We start from the raw sequence: 25,529 nt of genomic DNA, 5'->3' as shown, positions 1-25,529 counted from the left end.
TGGCAATTCGTAAAAAGAAGTTATCTTGGTTGACAGTCTGCGCTGGAAATAGATACTGATTATAATATATACCTGCAGCTACACATATAAGCAGGGATTGTTATAAGGCAGATAACCGTAGGTTTTCCGTTTATCCGGTAGTTGTGCGGCATTATAAAAAATGACAAGTGAATAAGACATACTCTATTTTTCTAGATAATGTAAAAATTGGAACAACTCAGTTTGAAAAAGCAGATGCTCCAATGGGAGTTGTATCTGGACTTGTTGATTTTTCATACTCTGGAGTTGGGTATGATTTCATAAAAAGCTATTGCATCAAAAAGAAAGTTGAATTAGTAGCTGATTATCCTGAAGACAAACTTATTTCAACAAAAACAATTGAAGGACTAATAGTATTAAACAGCATTGGGGTTGAAATCAAAGGCTTAGGATACCAATTAGGCGGAATGGATAGTGAAGGATTTGATATTGCTATTGAAGGCATCCCTTATCCATTCTATGGCGAGGAATTTCCTCAACATTTGAAGAATTATGAAAACAAGGACGTAAAATAAAAATAACGACCGCCCAACAACAGCTAAACGCCAGCATCGGCCGACGGCCTTGCACGCTTCATGCACGAGACCGTTAGCCGAAATTGTATGCTTCTCTTTTTTGCAGCTTCGCATACCTATTCTAAAAATAAGTTCAGTATAAAATTGTAAGCACATATGCCACACAATAGCTCCCTTACCTATTTACCAAAGCACGAAACAACACTTTCGTTTCCACAAGATCGCACGGCACTCCTGATCATTGACCCTGTGAATGATTTTCTTTCTGAAGGCGGGGCAGCCTGGGATTTAACCAAGGACACAGTGAAAATGAATAACGTGGTAGAAAATATAAAGCTGGCTGTTGATGGCGCAAGAGAACTAGGTATTCCCGTTTTTTGGGGACCGATGGCTTATACAGAAGAAGATTATGCCAATGAACGGTTGCAACGCAGAAGCGGTATTAACCGGCTTATGTTTGAACGAAAAATGTTCCTGGCAGGAAGTTGGGGAGCTGACTTTCATCCGGCGTTACAACCTAAGGAAGAGGATATAATACTTCTTCCACATAAAACTTCTGATGTTTTTAGTACAGACCTTCCGGAATATTTGCAAAACAAAGGGATTACACATTTGGTCATTGCAGGTATGACTGCCAATCTATGTTGTGAGTCCACGGGAAGACATGCGATGGAATCCGGATATGATGTAACCTATCTTTCCAATGCTATTGGTGCAGCAAGCGTTCCAGAGTACGAGGCTGCTATCCATCTTAATTATCCTTTAATCGGCAATGCTGTGATGAAAGTAGAATCTTTTTTGTCAGCAATTGGCACTTCATCAGAAACTGGAATAGAGGTATACGAGGGTGACACCGTTCGAGGATCGGATAACGGTGAAATCGGTACTGTAGAAAAAGTGGTGAAAGCAAACGAAGAAACAGAAGGCTACCTGCAGCTCTCAAAAGGATTGATTTTTAAAACAGCTATTTACATACCCCTTGACGCTGTCCTAAAACGCAGTGAAAAAGATGTCTTCATCAATTTCCCCAAGCTACTGATACCCACAATGCCCTGGAGTGAACCGCCTTTAAAAAAGGATTGGAAGGAAAAGCAAGGTCCACCTGCAGAGGAGGTAGACAAACTTTACGGCTCGTATTCTCCTTCCGGTGAGTGATGTTGCGGCGATCAAACACAAGCTGTAAGCAGCTTTGAACGAATAACTAAGGCTAACATGAGCTTTAAAAAGTTAAGCTGAAATACTATTTTCAGCTGAAAACAAAAAATGCAACTGAAGTGCTAAAGCTAAAGTGGGGCGACATATTTCCAAATGCCCACCTTTCTTAAAGCCCTTCTGGGTTAGCAAAAATCAATTTAATCAAATGAGATTATTCATTACCTGCCTTATTTTTGCCATTTCATCTAGTTGCTTTGGACAAGAGTTACACAATGGAATTGAAAAGGTATTTAATTTTTATCCGCATAAACTCACATCCGAAGAGCAGAAGGCACTTTATCCGAAACTTGACAATTTCTTTGACTTAGTCATAAAAGATAAAGAAAAATACCTGGAGCCTCTAAGGACTGAGCTTAGGAGTGAGGGCAACAACCCTTATTTTTATTTTGACGGTGGTGTACTTTTATTGGAAATCAGTCGCGACCCAAAGGACATCCAGTTAGCTGCCGATGCATTGGTTAAATCAGACCTTAAGGACTTACCAGGAGATATGTATCTGCAACTCCTCCTGTCATTGTCTCTTAAAGGTGCGGATATCATTGACCCAGCCCTGCATATCCTTGACGACACTACTTTCAACGCTTTTATACCCCAACATGTCTTAACCCTAAAGTATGGAGAGGGTCTGAAATTCCTTCTTCCCAGGTACAAGCCTGACTTATACGTAGGAAAATTGATTTCCAAATATGAACAGATACGTGCGCCCGACAAGAAATTGACCTGCATAGATCTATTTGTTTATGCCAACAGCTGTCAAGCAGATGAGTTCTTAGAAACCCAGTTGCAGGACAGCCAGCAACCAAGAATTGTCCAAGAGAAAATTAGTGAGACAATCAAGATTGCAAAGGTATCAAGAAGTGAAAACGGGAATAAATACTCTAAACTGTTCGACGAAAGGAAAAGGATATTGAGTAGAATCTCAGATGAGGCAATCTATGAGCTAAATAATGTAACTCTTAAAATGAGAAAGACTTTCAAGTGCAACTGAAAAAATAACTTTTGCTAACCACGTATATACTACATTTTTGGGCCAACGCCTCATCTATCGTTTAGCCTAAACTTTAAGTTATTTCAGAAATAGAAAAATGGTTACCTAAATGTAAACTCTGCTTCTATCTTACAACACATTATCTACTGGCACCCTTTTGCAGCCTAGACCTACTTACAAAGAAAAACTGCCTGCTAGGTGTCCGTTTCTGGCACACCTAGCAGGCGGTTTTCATTAGGAGCTATTGACAGCTTGCTTCCTCCTCATGCAAGGCAAGCACAAGAATCCCTATCCTTTTTTCATTAGCTTCTTGGTGCCGACAACTACCTTCTCGATGATCGCTCCCAGGATTAATCCTCCTATTCCGCAGGCTACTGCCTTGGCCAACCAGGCAAAGAAGGGAACCTCAGCTAATGAATGCTCCAGGTTATCTAGCGCGTGGCTTGTGAAAGGAATACCGTGGGCAATGATTTCAGCCCCTACCCATAACATGGCAGCCGTTCCTACATACCCCAGTATTTTCAAAAAATGGGGCATAAACGTCACAATGCCGCGCCCAAGCTTCCTGACTTGTTGATGGTTGTTTTCCTTGGCCATGTGCACCCCTATGTCGTCTGCTTTCACAATCAAGCCCACAAAACCATACACCGCAACCGTGATAAAAATAGCCACGGCAAACATGACCACAATCTGGTTTACCAAGGAGCTTTCGGCTACGGTAGAGTAGGTGATAGCCACAATCTCCGCGGAAAGAATTAAATCTGTCCGGATGGCTCCATTGATCCGTTCCTTCTCCAGTTCTTCAGGGGTGATTACTTTCACCACTTCGCCGGAGCCATCATGCGCATCATCATGGTGCTTGCTGAACATGGAATGGACTTTTTCATAGCCTTCAAAGCATAGGAAAGCTCCACCCAGCATCAGAATAGGCGGAATAGCCCACGGTGCAAAGAACCCAAGCAGAAGAGCCGCCGGACTTAACAGCAGTACTTTATTGATTAATGACCGTTTGGCAATCTGGAAGATGATAGACAACTCGCGCGAGGGATCAAGCCCCACCACGTACTTGGGCGTTACAGCCGTATCATCAATCACAATGCCTGACACTTTCCCGGTGGTTTTTGCCACCTGCGCGGGAACGTCATCTAAAGTTGCCGCACTCACCTTTACCAAGGCTGCAACATCATCTAAGAGAGCAAGAAGACCTGAGGCCATTATTCGTTGATCAGTTTAACGTAAATATAAAATCGCAGACCTTTGCGTGGCTGCGCCCTTGTGTTTGGCGAGTTTCTAAGAAGCTTAGGAAGGCATGTGCCTCTCCTACTCTTGTTTTAGCTTCATTTAAAAAAAGGAGCAGGAAACCCACTTGGAGAATAAATGAGCTGCTTTACCCCGGAGGGTAATATTACGAAATATAGCTATTCAGTTAGCTTATAATTTGCATCAATCTCTTTACCTGCAACTGGTGCCCAGGGCTGATATTTGATCAGTTTCCTAAAAACAGCCTCTAAATGGGAGTTTACCTTTAAAAATAAGCCATGGGAACGGCAGCTACGCTACTGTTCTCCATGGCTCATACTGCTCCCGTAGCTAAAAAACTATAAATGTAGAGGCTTAAAAAGACATTGATCTTTATTTAAACAGACCGCCTAAGCCCCCCAAATTCCCTAAGTTGCCTAAACCGCCTTTGCCCAACTTTGAGAGTGATTCTGTGATACTGCCAGGCGTAATGCTGTTGTCGTTAGGATCATTTGTCTTATGAGCGAATTTCTGCAGTAACGCTGGCAGGGCGGCGGCAATAGCACTTGTGGCAGCCGGTGGTAATCCAAACTTACTCCCCAGGCTACTAACTACTTTATTTGTGATGGAGGAAATCACTGGATTACCAGCAGACATTCCTCCGCCTTGTAGCATAGACATCAGTCCGCCCACCCCACCTTGCGAAACTGCCTGGCTAGCCAGTCCGGTAGTAACCTGATGAGCAATTTCTTGGTTCACAGCATCTGCTTGTCCGGGTGGTATTGCAGAAGCTACCTGTGGATTGTTGCCTATCTGCTGCTTTACAAGATCTAAAATTTGATCAAACATAATTCTTTTCTTTAATGACGGTAGATATGAAGTAAACGGACCAAAAAGGGAATAGTTGATTTCCAGCCGTCAGGCAGGCAGGTTGCTCCACAATCAACTACTTACTCCAGCCCAAATCTTGTTCAGCTGGTAAAACGCCTGTACAGTGAATATTCATTAAGCTTTACTACCCATATGCCCCAAACATTTTCTACAAATAACGGTCGGCAATAAATTAATGATGGCAGCCCAACGTCAATCCAAAGATGACCTCCCTTTTATGGTTTTAAAAGTGTACCTTCCCTTATGTTTTTGGCCCGTTTTTCAGATTTGAGGCCTAAAGCAACTATAAGAAATCCATTTGATTCAATACTATCTATTTCAACCACTTATATCATTAAAACAGATATTCATCCCGCATAGACTTATGTATAGCTTAAAAAAGTATCTAATCCTTTTAGTGGTCCTCATCTTTACTGCAGGATGTGGCTCCGATAACAAAGAAGAAGCTGCGGTAGTGCCAAATCCGCCTAAGCCGCCTAGCCCCACAAATCCTACTAATCCCAACCCGTCCGTTGCCAATGCAGTGGCAGAATATGGGCAGCTGCGGGTAGTAGGAAACCAGATCTTGAGTGCGTCAAACAAGCCGGTTCAGTTACGTGGCATGTCTTTGTTCTGGAGCCAGTGGATAGGCAAGTACTATACCCCTGAAACAGTAAAATGGCTCAAGGACGACTGGCGTTCCACGCTGGTGCGGGCAGCCATGGCCGTTGACAACGATGGCTACCTGAAGAACCCCGACGCGGAAAAGCAAAAAGTCATCACGGTGGTAGATGCTGCCATTGCCGAAGGCTTGTATGTCATCATTGACTGGCATGACCACGAGGCTGAAAAGCACACCGACCAGGCAAAAGCCTTCTTTTCTGAGATGGCCCAGCGCTACGGAGACAAACCCAACGTGATTTACGAGATTTACAACGAACCCCTCAACGTCTCCTGGACAGGTGTCATAAAGCCCTATGCTGAGGCGGTGATTGCCGAAATCAGAAAGCACGACCCAGACAATATAGTGGTAGTGGGCACCCGCAACTGGTCACAGGATGTGGAAGCGGTTGCCAACAATCCCATCGCCGGAAGCAACATTGCCTATACCCTGCACTTTTACGCGGCCACGCACAAACAGTGGCTTCGGGATGCTGCTCAAAGGGCTTTAAACAAGGGAATTGCGCTTATGGTCACCGAGTACGGTACCTGTGAAGCCAGCGGCGACGGCTACTTAGATGTTACTGAAACCAAAGCCTGGTGGAAGTTCCTGGATGACAACAAAATCTCCTGGGCCAACTGGTCACTCGCCGATAAACAGGAAGGCACCGCTGCCCTGAAGCCCGGTGCCAGCCCTAGCGGCAGATGGCCTGAGTCGCAGATAACTCCTTCCGGCATGTTGGTCAGAACCGAACTGATCGCCAAAAACCCTAAACCATAGAACAGGGGCTTTCTGCAGAGCTGGCTTTCTATGGTCTGTTCACACTTTATGAAAGGCTTTTGACCATACATCCTGGAGCGGCATTCCACATTCCATCTCTCTTGACGGCAAAGTTGTTCGGGAAGAATGCTACTTTTGCGGTGTTGATATGAAGATAGGATACGACGCCAAACGCGCTTTCACGAACACCTCTGGCCTGGGGAATTACAGCCGGTTTGTTATTTCTGGCATGATGACGCACTACTCAGAAGAAGAGTATGCCTTGTTCACGCCCCGTAAAAACGACCTGTTCAAAGCTTTCTTCCCACCGGTGGCCAAGACGCAGATTGTGCAGCCCACGGGCGTAGGCAAACAGTTTTCCTCTTTGTGGCGCACCTTCGGGTTACGGGCGGCTTTGCCCAAACATGGCGTGCAGGTGTACCATGGCCTCAGCAATGAACTGCCGTATGGTCTTGACCAAAAACGAGTAAAGCTGGTGGTGACCATCCATGACCTTATCTTTCTGCGCTTCCCGGAGCTGTACCCCGCCATTGACCGCTACATCTACCGCAAGAAGTTCAAGGATGCCTGTGATGCAGCTCACCAGATCATTGCCATCAGCGAGCAGACCGCTCAGGATCTGGAAGAGTTCTTTGGGATACACCGGGCGAAGATCCAAGTGGTGTACCAGGACTGCGATCCTGTTTTCCAGCTGATTCCTGAAAAAGAGGTTCAAAACGCTATTCAGGAGAAATACAACTTGCCCGCTCAGTTCATCTTGTGCGTGGGCACCTTAGAACGCCGCAAAAACCAGTTGCACCTGTTAAAAGGCTGGCAAAAAGCGGGGGCTCCGGTACCATTGGTTTTCATTGGTCGCAAAACAGAGTACTTCAAAGAGATGCAGGAGTTCATCTCCGGTCAGGGGTTGACAGATAAAGTTCTGTTCTTGCCTTACATCCCGTTTCATGAACTTCCGGTTATCTACCAACTGGCCACCTTGTTTGTATATCCCTCCATTTTTGAAGGCTTCGGAATTCCCATCGTGGAGGCCTTGAACAGCGGAGTGCCGGTGATCACCTCTACAGGTTCCTGTTTTGCTGAGGCAGGAGGCCCCACCACCCGCTACGTCCCCCCCACCGATTCTGACGCCATGGCTCACGCCATTCAGGAGATCCTGGGCAGCACAGATCTTCAGAAACAAATGGTGAAAGAGGGATTAACCCATGCTCAGACGTTCCGCCCCGAAGTTACTATACCGCAGTTGTATAGAGTGTATGAACAGGTGCTGCAAGGGTAACAGGGATTTTTTTTTAAGCGCAATCTGCAAAAAACAGCTTCTAAACAGGGCCAAAATTGATGGGGCTTTTCAACATCACCCCAATACCAGGTACAGAATAGGATGCGGTTTTCCGGCACTGTCCAGTTCTGTGCGTCCAATCACTTTAAACCCCAGGTGCAGGTAAAAACCCAAGGCCTGCTCATTCTCTTCGTTCACGTCTACTTTGGTCACCTGGTGGTGCCGGATCACATGCTGCACTAATATCTTGCCTTCTCCTTTGCCCCTGCCCTCCGGATGCAAAAACAGCATCTCCAGTTTACCGTGGGCTGTCCCGGCAAAACCAATGATACTGCCTTTTTCATCTCTGGCACATACCAGGTTCATCATTTTCAGATAGTCCTGCAGAATCAGGGGGCGGTAAAACGCAATCTCAGATTCGGTTACAAAGTGATGGGTGGCCCGCACAGAGGCTTCCCACACCTCTACCAAAGCGGGGTACTCTGCGGGTGAAACCGTATCTAACCTGATGGTTGATGTTGAAGTAGAAAGCATTTCTGTCCTGACTATACTAGTAAGACATCTTCTAAGACAAAATACCCTATGCCCGGCAAGACAACAAAGGTAATTTAGTTTAGAGAAGAAGGTTTGCTAACATTTTCGAACACAGGGCTGTGAATGTCATCTACCTGTTTGATGACGCTCAAACTGCCTTCGGTTTCAAGCACCACCGCTCCTATGTCTTCTATGGTACCTATTCCCTGTTTTCGTAAGGCAGCCATAATCTCATTTTTGGTGATTCGCTCAACGGTCATGATCTCCTGCAGGAAATTGCCCTGGTACACCAGCAAAGCAGGTTTTGCCTTCACCAGATTGCTCACCCAAGTAAAGCGTACAGAAAGCCAGGTAATACAAAACTGCAACACCACCAGTATTGCGAACGCTATGATTCCGTCTAGCAATGCCACATCTTTGGACAGGAGCACCGTGGCCAGGGTAGACCCAAACGCCACCGTTACAACAAAATCAAAGGAATTCATTTTAGAGAGCGTTCTCTTCCCCGATATCCGTAACTGGATTACCAATATTACATAGGCGAGCACGCCAATGAGTAGGGTTCTGATAACACTGTCCCAACTGTCAAAAAATATTTTTTCCATAGTACTGTATGTTAGTTCTTCCTGAGTTTTGCGCAATTCAACGGGGGGTTCAGGCTTGTTTTTGGAAAACCGGGTGTTTTTCACTCCTCATTCTCCCATATTTTCTTTCTTACCTTTTCCCTGAGATCCTCTATGATGGCTTTGTTTTCCAAAATGGAGGGGTGGTGTCGTAACTGTTCCAGCACCTCGTTCATTTCGGTCCTGATAATTCTGTCTTCTTTTCCGTAGTCCCAGATGGGAAGCAACGTTTTCTCAAATAGCTCCTTGTAAGATTCTGCTTTGGTCACAATGCGCACGGCACCTTCTTTGTCTTTCATTACCTGAAGAGCGTGGTTTGACAACCGGAAGGCAAGCAAGTCTACCAGCACATGCAAACTCAACACCGCCGTACCTGGGTCATTCACCCCAGGGCTTAAGGCCTTCAAGGCTACTTCCACCAGCTGTTTAAAACCATAGTAAGGGTTGTTCTCATTGGTTTCGCCTCTGTAGAAATCTATCAGTAACCGAATCTGCTCCTCCTGTTCTTCCCTGATGGTTCCTTGGGCATTTATCTTCAGGAAAGGAACTCCCTCCAGCAAAAAAGTCCCTACCGGATACAAAAAGGAAATACTCCAGTTATGTTGGGCACACAACTCCAACAGCCCTTCCTGGTTAAACCCCTGGAAATAGTTTGAGCGCAATGTCTTCAGCTCTTGTGCCTGGGCAAAGGAAGGAACAGGAACAGTTGGTATTTCGCGCAGGCTGCAATGCTGCTCTAGTTTTTGTCTGGTTTGCCGGTGAATGCGGTTGATAATGGTTTCATATTTTACGGACTGGGTGATGTAATGCAGGAAATAGATAAACAGGAAAATATCTAACACCGTGAACAAAATGAGCAGGTACACACTCAAGGCAGGCACCAGCACCCCAGAATCAATGTCTCTGATGGTGCTCAACAGAAAAAGGGCATACACAATAGTACCTATGTAGAAGCCCAGCACCCACTGCTGAAAACGATTCCCGATCATGCTGTCCAGCACCCGGTTGCTCATGTTGGAAGCTGCCTGGTTGAGCAGAATCATCACCATGGAAAAGCTGAACACCGTCAGAGACAAGATGCCGGCGGCAATGGTTGCCGCAATGGTACGGGCGGTACTGGCGTCTTTGAGCGTAAGAAAATCCCACCGGCTCTTCAGGTCTCTGCCTAGCGGAGAGAAATCAATGGTGAGCATCACGTAAGAAACCAACAGGAATACCAGCGCAATTACCGCCGGGTAAAAGGCGATGCTGTTGATGATCTTGTTGTAATACCGGCGTACAAACTGTATGATTTTGCTTTTCATCTACTGTTTATACGTAGACATCCTCTGCGGTTAAAACAGAAGCTCTAAATTTGGTTGTCAGAGGTCCAAAACTGCTCCTTTTCACGCCATTCCTCCGTACCTTTGTAGGCTGGCTTTTCTTCTAAAGGAGAAGAGTCCTGCAAAAGTGTATTCCTTGTAAAAGCACGATAGACATTGACGAAATTACCTGATTACCATATCCATACCCTACCCAACGGCATACGAGTGCTGCACAAGCAGGTACCTCACACCAAAATCGCGCACTGCGGATTTATGATGGACATTGGTTCCCGCGATGAATTACCCCACGAGCAAGGCCTGGCCCATTTTTGGGAGCACATGGCCTTCAAAGGCACAAATAAACGGAAGTCGTTTCATATCCTGAACCGCTTGGAAAGCGTGGGCGGCGAACTGAACGCTTATACCACCAAAGAGAAGATCAGCTTTTATGCATCGGTTTTAGAAAACCACTTTGAAAAAGCCTTTGACCTGCTTACTGACATCACCTTCAACTCCACCTTTCCTACCAAGGAAATTGAGAAAGAGCGCGGCGTGATTCTGGAGGAAATGGCCATGTACCTGGACACCCCCGAAGACGCCATTATTGATGAGTTTGACGCGGTAGTGTTCAAGAACCATCCGTTGGGCAACAACATTCTGGGCACGCGTGAAAGCGTGAGCAGTTTCACCCGCGAGAACTTTCAGGCTTTTATTGACCGCAACCTGAGCACCGACAAACTGGTGTTCTGCTCTGTAAGCAACTGGCCTATTGAACGGGTGGTGAAACTCGCAGAAAAGTATCTCGGCCATCTGCAAAGCAAGACGCAGCCCCGGAAGCGCCTTCTGTTCAATAACTATGAGCCGCAGACCTTAGTGGTTGAGAAAGCCATTCAGCAGGCGCATTGCGTGATTGGTTGCCCGGCGTATTCGCTGACAGACCCACGTCGGCTTACCTTCTTCATGCTGGTGAACATTCTGGGAGGACCGGGCATGAACTCCAGGCTGAACTTGGCGGTGCGCGAAAAACACGGCCTGGTGTACACCATTGATGCAAACTACGCTACCTACGTTGATACTGGCTTGTTCGGAATTTACTTCGGAACTGAGAAAAAGCAGCTAAAACGTACCATTGGCCTGGTCTTGAAAGAAATGAAATTGCTACGCGAAAAGCCTATGGGTTCTGTGCAGCTTCATACCGCCAAGGAGCAGTTAATGGGGCAATTGGCCATGGCCGAAGAAAGCAACATGGGCTTCATGATGATGATGGGCAAAAGTATTCTAGACCTGAACACGGTAGAAAGGCTGAATGATATCTTCGGACAGATCAAGGAGGTTACCTCCAACGATCTTTTGGAGATGGCCAATGACACGCTCCGCGAAGAGAACCTGAGTTTTCTGCAGTACGTGCCTAACTAAGGCTCATCACCTATTTGAAGTGGTTCATCCGTTTCTGCTCAGTTTTCCTGAAACAATTTTGAAAAGGCTGCTCCGGCAGCCTTTTTTTTAAGGACGACTTCTAATATTTTTTTAGACTCTCTTTCTTCTTGTAGCAGCTCTATAAACTCCCACTTTGTTACAGACTTGTAAGGCATGATTAATAAATCTATTTAATGTATAAACATGAATTATTGCCTTTTATTCAATCTAGTATTTGCAACTAAAAAGTGATTCCATTAAGCTAATGGAATCACTTTTTAGTCAAGTTGATTAATACATTTCAAATAGCTTATTGATTCGCTTTTAATCTATTTTCTTACTTATACTATAGAAACAGTTTATTAAATACAAAACCTTTTAATAAGTGATATTTTCTGCACTTATTAATTATTTTTAATTTATTTAAGCTCGCTATCTCACTTGGAAGTAAATTTTATTCTGCATAAAATAGTCTCTTCCATAAACAAAACTTAAAAACCTATTATGAAGAAAATTTACATTAAACTCCTTGCATTTGCGCTTTTATTAAGCAGCGCTGCGTGTTCAGTTAACGAGGAAGAAGTAGTTGAGAAAGCAGCTGTCTCTAAAGAAAAGCTGCAGCAAATTTATGACATGGGCTTCGGGACCACTGATGTAAAGGTGGTGGAAGGCGGTTATCTGGTAGAAGGTGATATCTTCTTAACCGATGAGCAACTAAGCAGCCAGCATGATCAGAAATTTCTGCGGGTAGGCGAAACAGAGCAGTACCGTACAACTAACCTGGTAAGCGTTGGATCTGGTCGCACCATTAGAGTAGCTATCTCCACCACGTTGCCTAGTGCTTATGTTACTGCTTTGGATGAAGCAATACGGAGATACAACGCTGAAAACTTATTAATCAAATTTCAACGGGTTTCTTCCAGCTACAACATTTTGTTGACCAAATCCCCTTCAGATGCTTCTTATCTGGCGTCAGCAGGCTTCCCATACAATGGCAATCCTCACAACCAGATATTGGTAAACTCAACTTACCTAGGATCTAACCCAGGCACGAACTACCTGGCTACCATTCTGGCCCATGAAATTGGTCACTGCATTGGTTTCCGTCACACAGACTACATGGACAGAAGCTATAGCTGCGGTGGGGCTTACACCAATGAAGGAGCCGGCACTGTAGGTGCGATTCATATCCCGGGCACCCCTACTACCGCTGATGCCACTTCCTGGATGTTGGCTTGCGTAGCCACCGGCCAGAACCGTCCGTTCAACACCAACGACCGCACTGCTCTTAGATACATTTATTAATTAAATAAAGGGCCCCAAAGACATAAAAATAGCCGCTGTTTTCACAGCGGCTATTTTTATGTCTTTAAGTTTTTAAAGCATATTAAAACAGCACTACCCTGCAAATTCTATTTCCAGAATCATGCAGGACTTTTAAAATATAAACTCCAGGTTTTAACCCGACAGTTTTAATTGTTTTCACCGCACCATCTTGCCATATTTCCCTTAAAGCTCTACCTGTATGATCCAGTACCTGAATACGGGTTAACTCATCTCCAGATGCCACCACTTGCACCTCACTTCCTGCCAAAACAGGGTTCGGAAATACCTGAACATACTCTTCCGGAGAGTAAAAAACTGACTCTGTTTCACTGTAAAATACTTCCCCTTTACTTGTCACCAACTGCAACCTATATTCATTTCGGCCGGGCACTCGGCTTAAGTCTGTTAAAGAGAAATTAGGTTTGGAAAAAGAATCCAAAGATTGCACTACCTGAAAAGCATCTTTGCTTTTCCTCTCCAACACCACTTTAGCCAAACCATGCAGGGTACTCAGTTCCACATCCAGCAAAACAGTATCTGTAACTTGTTGCCGCGCCAGAAACTGCTTTAAATAACATTGCACCCCTTGTTCAGCATAGTTGATAGTGAAACTTTTTAAACCTGTTTTTCCAGCCAAGACAGGAGTTACCGCGTAATGAAAACCTTGGTGCTGCGCCTTATTCAATACCAGCAACGTGTCTGTTACTCTGGCAATTAATTCCAGGTACTTGTCACCTAAGCCATACACCTGGTACTCCTGCATACCTTTTGCGTCAGGCCAGAACAGCATAAATTCCTGTCCGCACTGGTAGCCCACCTGCATGGACAACACAGGACTAAGCAAAAACTCATCAGACATCCATACTTCTTCAGCTCCCGTCACCAATCTTACCTGCACCAGTCCCGCAGAATCTGGAGCAAGCCAATCTGCTTTTCTTAATTGGAGGCTTACGTTCTCCTTTGCCAATTGCCACTTCTGCCCGGCCCATCGGTATTCTAATCTTCCTTTCTGGTTTAGAGCAAGAGGTGCGTCCCAGCGGATAGTGTTTACTTGCCCGCTTCTCAATAGACTACCTGCTGTAGGGTATGCCCAGGTAAACGGAGCTTCAAACTCATACACCAAGCTGAAAGACTGATCTGCTGATGACAGTTTGTACCCAAACACCTTTATCTCAAACTCGCCAGCGGAAGGCAAAGCGACAGTCACCTGCTCTACGTTATTTATTCTGTCTACCTGCCGACGGGCGGGAAGCAGTAACGAATCTTTATGCGGGTAGGAACTCAGCCCCCAAGGCAGCCACTCCCGGCCACTAGCAAATTCAAGTATTGTAAGGTCCAGGTCATTAACTAAAGCTATTTCCTCCGTTGGAGAAGCAGCCGGATCATTCCACACCAAGGTGACTTTCAGGTTGGCTGCGCCTGCCGGGGCCGTGATGACAAACTTTTGTGAATTTCCCTGAGACACGCTTCCGGCAAAATACCTTCTTTCCTGCAAGGACTGCACGGCCCCTAGCGCATCTACATTTCCAAAACCGGCTTCATAGTCTACACCTAAGCGCCCTTTTTCATCGGCACTGTTGACAAGGGCTGCTTTCACCAAAGCTGCCGGGGGAAGTTTACCGCTATGCTGTTCCTGGTAAGCTTGCTGCAACAGCAAACCCACCCCAGACACCACCGCCGAAGCCTCTGAAGAACCAGACTCACCAAAGGCCACTACTTCGGGCTTGATGCGTCCGTCAAACGTAGGTCCTTTCGAGCTCCGGGCGCTTACATTCCCCGACGTATCTACCGCGCCCACGGTCAATGTATTTTTAGAAATCTTGAATTGCCCCGTGAGATTTGCGAAACCGGCTATGCCCGCGTATCGACCAGCAGATGAAGCCTGAATACCGGCATTGCCAGAGGAAAAGACATGCAGCAATTCTGGAAACTCAATGACTTGCTGGTCATACGCCTGGCTTTCCAAGCCATAATAGTTCTCCACCCCCACTCCGTAGGAATGGTTTTGAACCGACACCTTTTGCGCCCGAAGAACGGATGTTTCATCTGGTAACAGCTGCGAAAAGTCTGAAGAAACAAGGTTGCTTTGCCAGGCTACGCCCCGCCCTAAGGGTGAAGTATTACCTCCGCCTCCTACCAAAGTCGCCATACCGGTAGCATGGGGCGTAACCGTTACAGAAGAAGCTGCAGTTGAAAGGACCCGACCTCTGAAGTCAATGTCTGCCGGATCAAAAGCATTCTCTTTGATGGAGGCAACCAGTCCTTTGCCGGTGATTTCCGGAAAACGCACCTGAACTGCTTCTACCTTGTTTACCGTGAGGTCTGCGTTCTGGAGATGCGCCTCTTCCTTTGGAATCCGTTCTGGTGCATCTACAAACGTGACGTAGGGGCATTCTGTTAAAGCCGCAAGGTTCTGGGCGGAGAGCTTTGCCAGAAAATATGTATTAGCTAAAGGAGTAGGCAGGGGCCGCAAAGCTGGCAACGCAGTCTTCATCCAGGACAGAAATAGCGTCTTGTCTTTAACCTGCACCCGTACGGCCAGTTCCTGCTTCTGTGTTCTTGATTCTCTTAGAGAAGGAGCTAGTTTGGCATTATCAACAAAACCAATAACCTTCTGCCCCACTACTGGTATCGCCAGAGAAAGCAGCAATATTCCACCGAGAAGTTTTCCTACTATAATACTAGTAAAAGTTTGCCCCATCCCTTCCTTATCTTGGCAACATAAAAAGTAATCTACCGGGTATTCTCCTGGAAAGCAACTGCTATTAGTCGATTATTTTCCAAACAGCCTCAAAATGGGTTTTCCAGCTGGCTTAAAACCCTTCAATAGTACATATACATGTGAAGCAAGGAAATACCACAATTAGTTGTTAGAAGATATCCTCACCGTTGTAGTCTTCTAAAAAGGCAGCAAGCTTATCCAGCGTCTGGGAAAGTTCTTCCACGGTGGGCAGGTACACTACCCTGAAATGGTCGGGCTGTTTCCAGTTGAAGCCGGTTCCCTGCACCAACAGCACGTGCTGGTCATTTAGAAAATCCAGTACCAGCTTTTCGTCTGATTTGATGTTGAATCTCTTCACATCTACCTTTGGGAACATGTAGAACGCCCCCGATGGCTTCACGCAGGTAATCCCCGGAATTGACGTAAGCTTCTCATAGCAGATCTCGCGCTGCTTGTGCAACCGCCCAGTGGGCAAGACTAAATCAGCAATATTCTGGTAGCCTCCTAACGCCGTCTGAATGGCAAACTGCGAGGGCACATTGCTGCAGAGCCGCATGCTAGCCAGCGCATTCAGCCCTTCAAGGTAGGAAGTAGCAATGGCTTTGTTTCCGCTGGCTACCAGCCACCCAGCCCTAAAACCGGCGGCAAGGTAATTCTTGGACAATCCGCTGTACGTGAGACATAAAATATCCTCGGCAAAAGAAGCGGTGGAAAAATGCTCTACGTCATCGTACAGAATCTTATCATAGATCTCGTCTGAAAACACAATCAGTTTGTGCTTTTCAGCCAGCTGAACAATCTGCTGCAGGACCTCAGCGGGGTACACCGCTCCCGTAGGATTATTGGGATTGATGATAACAATGCCTTTGGTGCGGGACGTGATTTTGCTTTCCATGTCCTTCAGGTCTGGGTACCAGTCTGAAGCTTCGTCACAGAGGTAATGCACAGCTTTGCCACCGGAAAGCGTGACCGCAGCAGTCCAAAGCGGATAATCCGGCGCTGGAATCAGGATTTCATCGTCAAGGTTAAGAAGCGCTTGCATGCTGAGCATGATGAGCTCGCTTACGCCGTTGCCAATGATGATATCATCTTCATGCACGTCGTGCAGGCCTTTGCTTTGGCTGTAGTGCATGATGGCTTTACGCGCGGCGAACACTCCTTTAGAATCTGTGTAGCCCTGGCCGTTGCGGAGGTTCACCATCACGTCATGCACAATTTCATCGGGTGCATTAAACCCAAAAGGTGCGGGGTTGCCTATGTTCAGGCGGGTGATCTGGTAACCTTCCTTCTCCAGGTCCATGGCTTTCTCGAAAATGGGACCTCGTATCTCGTAGAAAACATTGTCTAAGCGGGTGCTCTTCTGTATCATAATGCCAACATGAAGCCCTAAAGATAGTGATCTACGAATGCCCTGATTCTGTTTAGAAGCTATTTTTCAAAAAATACTCTACAAACCCTTCTGATTTACAGGTGCCTGTGCACAAAAAAAGCCACTCTTTGCAGAGTGGCTTGCTAATTATTGTCTTCCTGTTTAGGGCTTGTTTTAGTAAAATTAGCCCTAAACATTATAGGTCTTCGTCATCCTCTTCGCCGTAGCCTTCGTCAAAATCTTCGTCTTCATCTGTATCATCTCCTTCCGCTGACTCGTTGGCTTTCATGGGTTCCTCATCGCCCACTACGTCTATGAGTTTCTCAATTTCGGTGGCTTTCTCAGGATCATTGAGCTTTTCATAGGAAAGGGAAAGGTTTCTGAGCGCCCGCCGCACAATGTCTACAGGTGAGCAAGGCTCATAGAATATCTCTAACGGATTGAGGTTAAGCTGCAGCAGGTAATTGTCAATGTCGGCTTTGGTGAGGATGAGGCCCCGGTTGTACACATTGATGTAGAACTGGGGCAGTATGTCACTCTTAAAGGTAAGCACAAACAGGTTGGGCAAATTTACCCCGTACACCGGTAAACCCAGCTTTTGCGCCAGGGTCATGTAAACCACACACAATGAAAGCGGATTACCCCGCTTGGATTCCAACACCTGGTTAATCATGGAATTTGCCGGCGCGTGGAAGTTCTTGGTATTGGCTGAAAACCGGTGTAGCTTAAAAAGCACGTAGTTCAGGGTTTTCACCTGATCATACGGGTGCATGTCTGGGCGCACGTGCACCCAAGCCTCGTAGTATAATTGGTCTATGGAGCGGTTGATATCTTCCAAACTCACGTCTGGGTACTGGTAAGTGCTCACCAGCCACATACCCCTTACCAGATCAGTACCCCCTTCTTCTTTCCAAGTCTTCAAGCGCTGCACCAGAGACGAATACTGCAGGTCATGGATCAGGTCCTCCAGTTTTTTCTGGTGCTCCGGGTCAAGGCTTTCTTCCCAAGCCTCCTCCAGAAAAGGAGTAATGGTATCGCCTAAGTCAACTATTCGCTGGTGCACATGCGCCACCACCTCCGGATCTTTGTCATCCAGCAATGAAATCAGCGCTTTTATTTCTTTATTGGTCAAAGCAGACGGATTGATTAAGAATTTAAAATTAGGGATTAAGAATTGAATCCTCCGTTCCTCATACGGAAATTGACGCCCTACTTCCGTACAGATGGGCAATTTTTAATTCCTAAAGGTCAAACTCACCTTTGAAATCAGGTTTGAATCACGCCTACGTTGAACGGTTTGGTGATGGGTGCATGATTGGCCGCCTCAATCCCCATGGAGATCACTTTACGGGTTTCCAGCGGGTCAATGATGCCGTCTACCCACAGGCGGGCGGCAGCGTAATACGGCGACAACTGCTCATTGTACCGGGCGGTAATTTTATCTAAAAGCTCTTTCTCTGCTTCTGGAGTAATGACTTCTCCTTTTGCTTTGAGCGAAGCCACCTGAATCTGCAACAAGGTCTTTGCCGCCGATGCTCCTGACATCACCGCCAATTGCGCTGTGGGCCAGGCGAAAATCAAACGTGGGTCGTAGGCTTTGCCGCACATGGCGTAGTTGCCCGCGCCGTAGCTGTTGCCTATCAGAATGGTAAACTTAGGCACCACGCTGTTGCTCATGGCATTCACCAGCTTAGCGCCGTCTTTGATGATACCACCGTGCTCGGCCTTGCTGCCCACCATAAAACCAGAGACGTCCTGCAAAAACACCAGCGGTATTTTCTTCTGGTTGCAATTCATGATAAAGCGTGCGGCTTTGTCAGCAGAGTCTGAGTAGATCACGCCGCCCATCTGCATTTCGCCTTTTTTGCTCTTGACAATCTTGCGCTGGTTGGCCACAATGCCCACGGCCCATCCGTCAATGCGGGCCAGCCCACAGATTAGGCTCTGCCCGTACAGGTCTTTGTAAGGCTCAAACTCAGAATTATCTACCAACCGATGGATGATGTCCATCATGTCATAAGGCTTTACGCGGTCCTGGGGCAGCAGACCGTAAATTTCTTTTGGATCTAGTTTCGGCTCTGCCGGAGTAGTGCGGTTGAAGCCAGCTTTGGGATTCTCGCCCATTTTGTCAAAAATGTTCCGGATGTGGTCCAGGCATTCCTGATCAGTCTCAAATTTATAATCGGTGACACCTGAAATCTCAGAATGAGTAGAAGCGCCGCCCAAGGTTTCATTGTCAATGGTTTCGCCAATGGCGGCTTTCACCAGGTAAGAACCCGCCAGGAAGATAGAGCCGGTGCCTTCCACAATCATGGCCTCGTCACTCATGATGGGCAGGTACGCACCACCAGCCACGCAGGAACCCATAATGGCCGAGATCTGCACAATGCCCTCTGAACTCATGATGGCGTTGTTCCGGAACATGCGTCCAAAGTGTTCTTTGTCAGGAAAAATCTCATCCTGCATGGGCAGAAACACGCCCGCACTGTCTACCAGGTAAATGACCGGCAAGCGGTTCTCTATGGCAATTTCTTGGGCGCGTAGGTTTTTCTTAGCGGTAATGGGAAACCAGGCACCCGCCTTCACGGTGGCGTCATTGGCTACTACCATGCACTGCCGGCCTTTCACGTAACCTATCCCGGCCACCACTCCACCACCCGGGCAACCACCGTATTCCTGGTACATGCCTTCTCCCGCAAAAGTGGCTATCTCCAGGAACTCAGAGTCTTCATCTAGCAGGTATTTGATGCGTTCGCGAGCGGTAAGTTTGCCTTTCTCGTGCTGTTTGGCAATGGCTTTTTCGCCGCCGCCTAAGGCTACTTTGTGATGTCTGCTCTTAAGTTGAAAGCAAAGCTGTTTCAGGCTGTCTTCGTTCTTATTGAATTCAATATCCATAATTCTGCGAAAGCGAGTGGTTAGGGGTTATTGGCCCAATGCGGGTACTACAAATATAGCAAAATTCAGAAAAGGCTAACACTTGTTAGGTTTCTAAAAACACTTACGTTCTGAAACAAAGAAGCGTTTTGGTACCGTTTTCTACAAAACGGAGCCAAAACGCTTCTTCTTAAGAGTTCTGTATGGTTATTTCTTTTCCTCTACGGTGCCTGCATTCTCTACCTTGTTTGCGTTTTTCACCTTTTCAGCTTCTTTCACATTAGTGGCTTTGTCTACCTTGGTACCACCACCAATCTGTAGTAATGAGAAATGCACGTAACGTTTAGGGTTTGCTTTCAGGTCCATCAGCAACGCATTCAGGCTTTCACTGGAGCCGTTAAGGTTGCGGTAAAGGGAATCATCGTTCATGAGTTTCCCCAAACTTCCGTTGGCTTGGTTGATCTTGCTCATGGTAAGTTGCGCCTGCGAGATGGTGCTGTCTAACCCCCTGATGGCACTATTCATAGAATTCACATCTATGGTGTCTGTGATGCTGTTGAGGTTACCCGCCAAACGGCTGAACTTGGCTTCGGTACCCCGTAAGGCAGAAGTTAGTTGAGCCAGGTTGCTGGTGATTTCATTGATATTCCCTTGGTTGGCCAAAGCAACAGCGCGCAAGGTTTCAGAAGTAGCCTGCGCATTAAGCAGAATAGACTGAATGCTCTGCTTCGCATCCTTGTCTAAGAAGGCGTTCAGGCGCTGCAGGGTGGTATCAACAGTGCCCAAAACCGGCATTGCCCTTTCTGAAAGCATGTCCGTAATACTCCTTTTTGCGAATGGGATCAGGAACTCGCCACCCTTGTAGCGGATGCGGTTGCGGCCCATATACAATTCAATGGCCTTGCCGCCCAGTAGATCTGAGCTTACCAGCATGGCCACGGTAGAGTCTCCTACGTCAATGTCTTTCTCAATGTCAAGGGTAACCAGAATCTTGTTGCCTTTCTTCTGATCTAGTACCATTTCCTTCACTAAACCAACCCTAAAGCCATTGATAAGTACCGGGTTAGATACAGCCAACCCTTCTACCGAGTCATAAGTGACATAGTAGGTACGGGTGGAGGAAAGAACATTACTACCTTTTAAAAATAGAAAGCCCACGTAGAGTGCTGCTAAAGACACAATGCCCAACAACGCTACTTTGAGTTCTTTGGAAAATTTCACAGGTGTAAGATTTTTAGTTCATGGCTTCAAGTTCTCGCTTGTAATCTCTGAAAGCGCGATATATGCCTGATGCCATATACGTTTGATTGGTTTTATCGTTGAGGAACCTCTCTTCCGTTGGGTTCGTCAAAAATCCGATTTCAATCAACGTGCTGGGCATTGCCGATTTCCATAGCACCAAAAAGCCCGCCTGTTTCACCCCCCGGCTAGACCGGCCTACCTTGGTCTTGAACTCTTTCTCTACTTTCTGAGCAAATCGAAGACTGTTGTCTAGGTAAGCACTCTGGAATAAACTAAAAAGAATGTGGTTTTGTGGAGAGTTTGGGTTGAAGCCGTTGTATTTTTTCTCGTAGTTTTCTTCCTGTAACACTACTGAGTTTTCCCGTTTGGCAACCGCCAGGTTTCCGTCAGATTTATGTTGCCCCATGGTATAGGTCTCAGTACCGTAAGCGGCGCTTGGGCCCGAGTTGCAGTGGATGGAAACAAACAGATCTGCGTGGTTTTTATTGGCTATGCCGGCCCGGTCAATCAGTTCTACAAACCGGTCATCTTTGCGGGTATACACCACCTTTACGTCCGGAATATTCTCCTGAATGAGTTCCCCAAGTTTCAGGGCCACCTTTAAAGCCACATCTTTTTCCCGGGCCGAAGTTCCGTTACAACCCGTGTCTTTTCCGCCGTGCCCGGCGTCAATTACCACAGTTCGCACTTTAACCTCCTTCCGCTCAAACGTGGTGAAAGAACTAAACAGTAAAAAAGCAAAGATGGTAAGCGAGACAATATTTTTCACGAGATGCGTTAGTTAAAAGCTATTGTTGATAACTTTGTCCTAATAAACAAAATAACAAAAAATTTACTTGAATCAGAAGAGATCCCTCCTGTTTTTGGCAATTGCCCTCTTTTATGGGCTTGTCTTTTTTATCAGCATAGAGGGAAGCGCGCAAGTCCGCCCCACCCGTTCTGACTCTCTGGTAGTCACCCCTTCAGATACTACCAACGCCAAAGCCAAGGGCGATATTGAGACCACAATCAATTATAAAGCCAAAGATTCTATTCGCTATGATGCCGTGAGTCAAATCATGTACCTGTACGGCGATGCCCATATTGATTATGGCGAGGTGGCCCTGGATGCGGCCTTTATCCAGATTAACTGGAAAACAAATATTATAGACGCTGAAGGCATGGTAGACTCAGCCGGAGTGCTCCAGAACAAACCGCTTTTCAAGAACGGGGCAGAAACGTACCAGGCCGAGCGGATGAGCTATAACTATAAAAGCAAGAAAGGCCGCGTAATTGGGGCAGTCACCACCCAGGGTGAAGGCTACATCCACGCGGAAACCATTAAACGCGATGCCGAGGGAAGCGTGTACGGAAGACACGCCCGCTACACCACCTGCGACCTGGAACACCCCCACTTTTACATAAAGGCCACCAAAATGAAAGTGATTCCCAATGACCGTGTCATTGCCGGACCTTTTCACCTGGTGTTTGCCGATGTCCCCACTCCCATTGGCTTGCCGTTCGGGTTCTTTCCCTCGCCGCGTAAAAGAGGTTCCGGGGTTATCATTCCAACTTTTGGCGAATCAAACCAGCAAGGCTTCTACCTGCGCGAGGGTGGTTTCTACTGGGCCATGAACGAGTACATGGACATGCGCATTACCGGTGACATTTACTCACTGGGCGGCTACGGCGCCCGTCTACAGTCTACTTACACCAAGCGTTACAAATTCAGCGGTAACTTCTCTCTAAGCCACACTTTCATAAAAGCCACTGAAAACATAGGGGCTGGCGTTACCACAGACAATGTTTATAACTACAGCTCAGATTCCCGTGACATCTGGATTAGCTGGAGCCACCAACCAGTAACCCGTCCGGGCAAGGGACAGTTCTCTGCCAGTGTGAACGCCGGTAGCCAGTTCTACAACCAACGTAACTCCACTAGTCCTCAAAATGCGTTGTCACCGGCTTTTAACTCAACGGTATCTTACCGCAAGAGCAGCCCTAACTCTCCAATTAACTACGGGGTAACTATTTCTCAAAGCCAGAGAACTTTGATACAGCGCAGTGAAACCGGAGAAACAACGCCTGTGCAGGCCATGAGCTTTACCCTGCCGGATTTCAGTTTTGGGGTAGCGAGCCAAAGCCCTATTGAATGGTTTGGCGGCACGTTGACTGGCCGCTGGATTGAAGGCATCAGGATTGGCTATAACCTGAACGCCCGTCAGTTTGTCTCTAACAACATTTCTACGGGCTCAAGTTTAGGCTTTCCCTTCTCTAACAGCATAGGCCGGGACACTGTGGTGGCCATCAATGGCTCTAACCTAGCGCAAATTTTCAGAAACGCCCGCACCAGCATTAACCATGACATTCCTATCACGCTAGGTACGGTAAGTCTATTCAAGTATTTCAAACTGACGCCGGGCGTGAGTTACAGTGAAAGCTGGTTCACCAAGAAATACAACTACCGCAATGTTCCGGGGTCAAACCTGTTGGCAGCCGATACCCTGAAAGGCCTGCACCGAACCTACCAATACCAGGGTGGGCTTTCACTTACCACCAACTTGTACGGCATAGCCCAGATCAAAGGCAAGAAGATTGAAGCCATCCGGCACACCTTCACTCCTAACCTTTCTTATTCTTTCCGTCCAGATTTCGGGAACCCTGAGTTTGGTTTTTACCAGCGGGTACAGCGTGATAGTTTAGGAAACACCCAGTTGCTTTCCCGCTTCCAGGGCTTGGAAGGAAACGTACCTGGGCCGGGCTTGAGCAGCGCGCTTTCCTTCTCGGTGAGCAACAACGTGGAGATGAAAATGAAGACCGATAGCGCCGGAGTCTTCAAGAAAGTGAGCTTGATTGATGCTTTCAACTTCTCCGGCTCTTACAACATGGCCGCCGACTCGTTCAAGCTCTCCAACATCAACGTGAACTTGTCTACCAAGCTGTTCAACAACGTGGGGGTGACGCTTTCTGGTAGCTTTGACCCTTACCAGTATGTGAACGGGACTAGAAGAAACGTGTACTTATTGGAAGAGGGAGGATTTAAACTAGCCCGGTTAATGAACCTAAACTTTAACACCGGGTTTGAGTTTAACCAGCAGGCCCGCAAACAACAAGCCGCCTCAGGAGCTGCTCCGCCCACCAACCTACCTGCTTTACAGCGCACCGTTACCGCGGCAGATTACGTGGAGTTCAACATCCCCTGGACCCTCACCGTTGATTTAACCTCCAACTTCACCAGAGACGTACTCACGAACAAGTTGGTCAACAACGCGACTACGGCAGGCTTCAACGGTTCAGTGACGCTTACAGAAAAATGGGCCGTCAACTACACCACCAGCTATGACCTTAAAAACCGGGTCCTGAGTTACACCAACGTAGGCATTGTGCGGGATTTGCACTGCTGGCAAATGTCTATTGACTGGGTACCGTTTGGAGTGTTGCAGCGTTATTCCATTAACATTAACGCCAAATCATCGCTGCTCCAGGACTTGCGCATCAGGCGCAGCAGCAGCGCCACCGGGCGACCTTATTAAAAATAAAGCAGAGCGGCCATCTTCCAGAAAGATGGCCGCTCTGCTTTTAGCCTGTTTTAACAAAATTGGTTGTCAAACAACTACTTAGCTTGATAAAAATATGCTCCATTTTACCTCTTTGATAGGTCTCCAAGAATTTCTGATAATTTCTGATTCCTAATGTCCCGCTCATTACCTTTGCCCGAGACTATTCTACTTACTTAATATGTCTGTTCAGAAACGCGAAGTAAAAATTGTAACCACCCACCAGTTGCAAAGCATGAAAGTGCGTGGCGAAAAAATATCAATGCTTACGGCTTATGATTTCTCCATGGCTACTTTGCTGGACGCAGCGGGTACAGATGTTTTACTGGTAGGAGACTCTGCTTCTAACGTGATGGCTGGCCATGAAACCACTTTACCCATCACCCTGGACCAGATGATCTATCACGCGTCTTCAGTGGTACGTGGCGTGAAGCGGGCTTTTGTAGTGGTAGACCTTCCGTTTGGCTCTTACCAGGGAAATTCTTCGGAAGCTCTGCGCTCTGCCATCCGGATCATGAAAGAATCTGGCGCCCACGGCGTGAAACTGGAAGGCGGCGTAGAAATTAAAGAATCCATTACCCGTATCCTTAGCGCGGGGGTTCCGGTCATGGGGCACTTAGGCCTTACCCCACAGTCTATCTATAAATTCGGCACTTACTCTGTGCGCGCCAAAGAAGAAGCCGAAGCTGAGAAGCTTCTCTCCGATGCCCGTTTGTTGCAGGAATTAGGCTGCTTTGCCATTGTGCTGGAGAAAATTCCATCTGCTTTGGCCAAGCGCGTTTCTGAGGAACTAGATATTCCAATCATTGGGATAGGCGCTGGTCCGCACGTTGATGGCCAGGTGCTGGTAATTCATGATCTGTTAGGAATCACCAAAGAGTTCAAGCCAAGGTTCCTGCGCCGCTACGCTGAACTTCATGAAACGATTACCAGTGCAGTGAGCAACTACATCCAGGACGTAAAATCGCTTAACTTCCCAACTGAGGAAGAAGCTTATTAA

General features: G+C 46.9%; 20 protein-coding genes. 9 read left to right on the top strand and 11 right to left on the bottom strand.

The window, feature by feature from the left end; translation table 11 throughout:
* Positions 1-167: 167 nt before the first annotated feature.
* The 3 genes from DC20_RS12335 (at position 168) to DC20_RS12325 (ending at position 2,757) form a co-directional block, all read left to right on the top strand.
* Positions 168-554, top strand: coding sequence for a hypothetical protein (locus tag DC20_RS12335; protein WP_157593149.1), 387 nt, complete (start codon positions 168-170; stop codon positions 552-554).
* A gap of 156 nt (positions 555-710) precedes the next feature.
* The gene (locus DC20_RS12330) at positions 711-1,709 is read left to right on the top strand and encodes a cysteine hydrolase family protein (RefSeq protein ID WP_062544102.1); all 999 of its coding nucleotides are present in this window, start codon (positions 711-713) and stop codon (positions 1,707-1,709) included.
* 205 nt (positions 1,710-1,914) lie between these two features.
* Complete coding sequence (locus DC20_RS12325) at positions 1,915-2,757, top strand: hypothetical protein (RefSeq protein ID WP_062544101.1); 843 nt, start codon at positions 1,915-1,917, stop codon at positions 2,755-2,757.
* Positions 2,758-3,045: 288 nt separating this feature from the next.
* On the opposite strand, the gene DC20_RS12320 is transcribed toward DC20_RS12325, so the two are convergent.
* Complete coding sequence (locus DC20_RS12320) at positions 3,046-3,972, bottom strand: DUF808 domain-containing protein (RefSeq protein WP_062544100.1); 927 nt, start codon at positions 3,970-3,972, stop codon at positions 3,046-3,048.
* A 417-nt stretch (positions 3,973-4,389) separates the two neighbouring features.
* Complete coding sequence (locus tag DC20_RS12315; protein ID WP_062544099.1) at positions 4,390-4,845, bottom strand: DUF937 domain-containing protein; 456 nt, start codon at positions 4,843-4,845, stop codon at positions 4,390-4,392.
* A gap of 406 nt (positions 4,846-5,251) precedes the next feature.
* Between DC20_RS12315 and DC20_RS12310 the strand changes: the two genes are divergently transcribed.
* Both DC20_RS12310 and DC20_RS12305 read left to right on the top strand, forming a co-directional pair.
* Entirely contained in the window at positions 5,252-6,307 is a 1,056-nt protein-coding gene (locus DC20_RS12310; protein ID WP_083470317.1) for a glycoside hydrolase family 5 protein, read from the top strand.
* A gap of 148 nt (positions 6,308-6,455) precedes the next feature.
* Complete coding sequence (locus tag DC20_RS12305) at positions 6,456-7,583, top strand: glycosyltransferase family 4 protein (RefSeq protein WP_071885450.1); 1,128 nt, start codon at positions 6,456-6,458, stop codon at positions 7,581-7,583.
* 75 nt (positions 7,584-7,658) lie between these two features.
* Here the strand turns inward: DC20_RS12305 and DC20_RS12300 are convergent, their stop codons facing one another.
* The 3 genes from DC20_RS12300 to DC20_RS12290 all read right to left on the bottom strand — a co-directional run bounded on the left by DC20_RS12300 (position 7,659) and on the right by DC20_RS12290 (position 10,044).
* On the bottom strand, positions 7,659-8,117 hold the full coding sequence (locus tag DC20_RS12300) for a GNAT family N-acetyltransferase (RefSeq protein ID WP_218918702.1): 459 nt from the start codon (positions 8,115-8,117) through the stop codon (positions 7,659-7,661).
* 74 nt (positions 8,118-8,191) lie between these two features.
* Positions 8,192-8,722 (bottom strand): DUF421 domain-containing protein, encoded by a 531-nt coding sequence (locus DC20_RS12295; RefSeq protein ID WP_062545940.1) that lies wholly within the window; start codon positions 8,720-8,722, stop codon positions 8,192-8,194.
* 80 nt (positions 8,723-8,802) lie between these two features.
* Positions 8,803-10,044, bottom strand: coding sequence for a DUF2254 domain-containing protein (locus DC20_RS12290; RefSeq protein ID WP_062544098.1), 1,242 nt, complete (start codon positions 10,042-10,044; stop codon positions 8,803-8,805).
* Positions 10,045-10,218: 174 nt separating this feature from the next.
* On the opposite strand from DC20_RS12290, the gene DC20_RS12285 reads away from it, so the two are divergent.
* Together DC20_RS12285 and DC20_RS12280 are read left to right on the top strand one after the other, a co-directional pair.
* Positions 10,219-11,460, top strand: a complete 1,242-nt coding sequence (locus DC20_RS12285) for a M16 family metallopeptidase (RefSeq protein WP_062544097.1) — start codon at positions 10,219-10,221, stop codon at positions 11,458-11,460.
* Positions 11,461-11,964: 504 nt separating this feature from the next.
* A complete protein-coding gene (locus DC20_RS12280) occupies positions 11,965-12,765 on the top strand; it encodes a M57 family metalloprotease (protein ID WP_062544096.1) in 801 nt (266 codons plus the stop codon).
* Between the two features lie 82 nt (positions 12,766-12,847).
* Here the strand turns inward: DC20_RS12280 and DC20_RS12275 are convergent, their stop codons facing one another.
* The 6 genes from DC20_RS12275 to DC20_RS12250 all read right to left on the bottom strand — a co-directional run bounded on the left by DC20_RS12275 (position 12,848) and on the right by DC20_RS12250 (position 21,762).
* Positions 12,848-15,436 carry a S8 family serine peptidase gene (locus tag DC20_RS12275; RefSeq protein ID WP_062544095.1) on the bottom strand — a complete coding sequence of 863 codons (2,589 nt, stop codon included), beginning with the start codon at positions 15,434-15,436 and terminating at the stop codon, positions 12,848-12,850.
* A gap of 220 nt (positions 15,437-15,656) precedes the next feature.
* The gene (locus DC20_RS12270; RefSeq protein WP_062544094.1) at positions 15,657-16,877 is read right to left on the bottom strand and encodes a pyridoxal phosphate-dependent aminotransferase; all 1,221 of its coding nucleotides are present in this window, start codon (positions 16,875-16,877) and stop codon (positions 15,657-15,659) included.
* A gap of 196 nt (positions 16,878-17,073) precedes the next feature.
* Positions 17,074-18,009, bottom strand: coding sequence for a transglutaminase-like domain-containing protein (locus DC20_RS12265; protein WP_083470447.1), 936 nt, complete (start codon positions 18,007-18,009; stop codon positions 17,074-17,076).
* A 134-nt stretch (positions 18,010-18,143) separates the two neighbouring features.
* Positions 18,144-19,772 carry an acyl-CoA carboxylase subunit beta gene (locus DC20_RS12260; RefSeq protein ID WP_062544093.1) on the bottom strand — a complete coding sequence of 543 codons (1,629 nt, stop codon included), beginning with the start codon at positions 19,770-19,772 and terminating at the stop codon, positions 18,144-18,146.
* 186 nt (positions 19,773-19,958) lie between these two features.
* Positions 19,959-20,972 carry an MlaD family protein gene (locus DC20_RS12255; protein ID WP_062544092.1) on the bottom strand — a complete coding sequence of 338 codons (1,014 nt, stop codon included), beginning with the start codon at positions 20,970-20,972 and terminating at the stop codon, positions 19,959-19,961.
* A 13-nt stretch (positions 20,973-20,985) separates the two neighbouring features.
* Positions 20,986-21,762, bottom strand: a complete 777-nt coding sequence (locus tag DC20_RS12250) for an N-acetylmuramoyl-L-alanine amidase family protein (RefSeq protein WP_062544091.1) — start codon at positions 21,760-21,762, stop codon at positions 20,986-20,988.
* A 67-nt stretch (positions 21,763-21,829) separates the two neighbouring features.
* On the opposite strand from DC20_RS12250, the gene DC20_RS12245 reads away from it, so the two are divergent.
* A complete protein-coding gene (locus DC20_RS12245; RefSeq protein WP_157593148.1) occupies positions 21,830-24,505 on the top strand; it encodes a putative LPS assembly protein LptD in 2,676 nt (891 codons plus the stop codon).
* A 205-nt stretch (positions 24,506-24,710) separates the two neighbouring features.
* Positions 24,711-25,529 carry a 3-methyl-2-oxobutanoate hydroxymethyltransferase gene (gene panB / locus DC20_RS12240; RefSeq protein ID WP_062544089.1) on the top strand — a complete coding sequence of 273 codons (819 nt, stop codon included), beginning with the start codon at positions 24,711-24,713 and terminating at the stop codon, positions 25,527-25,529.

Origin of the sequence: Rufibacter tibetensis, from assembly GCF_001310085.1 — a bacterium.
Classification (GTDB): domain Bacteria; phylum Bacteroidota; class Bacteroidia; order Cytophagales; family Hymenobacteraceae; genus Nibribacter; species Nibribacter tibetensis.
Note: the sequence above shows the minus strand (reverse complement) of the source record. Positions and strands in the feature narration are given on the sequence as shown.

Bases quoted from the DNA above. Each gene is read 5' to 3' on its own strand.
- DC20_RS12330 (WP_062544102.1), top strand. From the start codon at position 711: ATGCCACACAATAGCTCCCTTACCTATTTACCAAAGCACGAAACAACA.
- DC20_RS12325 (WP_062544101.1), top strand. From the start codon at position 1,915: ATGAGATTATTCATTACCTGCCTTATTTTTGCCATTTCATCTAGTTGC.
- DC20_RS12320 (WP_062544100.1), bottom strand. From the start codon at position 3,972: ATGGCCTCAGGTCTTCTTGCTCTCTTAGATGATGTTGCAGCCTTGGTA.
- DC20_RS12315 (WP_062544099.1), bottom strand. From the start codon at position 4,845: ATGTTTGATCAAATTTTAGATCTTGTAAAGCAGCAGATAGGCAACAAT.
- DC20_RS12310 (WP_083470317.1), top strand. From the start codon at position 5,252: ATGTATAGCTTAAAAAAGTATCTAATCCTTTTAGTGGTCCTCATCTTT.
- DC20_RS12305 (WP_071885450.1), top strand. From the start codon at position 6,456: ATGAAGATAGGATACGACGCCAAACGCGCTTTCACGAACACCTCTGGC.
- DC20_RS12300 (WP_218918702.1), bottom strand. From the start codon at position 8,117: ATGCTTTCTACTTCAACATCAACCATCAGGTTAGATACGGTTTCACCC.
- DC20_RS12295 (WP_062545940.1), bottom strand. From the start codon at position 8,722: ATGGAAAAAATATTTTTTGACAGTTGGGACAGTGTTATCAGAACCCTA.
- DC20_RS12290 (WP_062544098.1), bottom strand. From the start codon at position 10,044: ATGAAAAGCAAAATCATACAGTTTGTACGCCGGTATTACAACAAGATC.
- DC20_RS12280 (WP_062544096.1), top strand. From the start codon at position 11,965: ATGAAGAAAATTTACATTAAACTCCTTGCATTTGCGCTTTTATTAAGC.
- DC20_RS12270 (WP_062544094.1), bottom strand. From the start codon at position 16,877: ATGATACAGAAGAGCACCCGCTTAGACAATGTTTTCTACGAGATACGA.
- DC20_RS12260 (WP_062544093.1), bottom strand. From the start codon at position 19,772: ATGGATATTGAATTCAATAAGAACGAAGACAGCCTGAAACAGCTTTGC.
- panB (WP_062544089.1), top strand. From the start codon at position 24,711: ATGTCTGTTCAGAAACGCGAAGTAAAAATTGTAACCACCCACCAGTTG.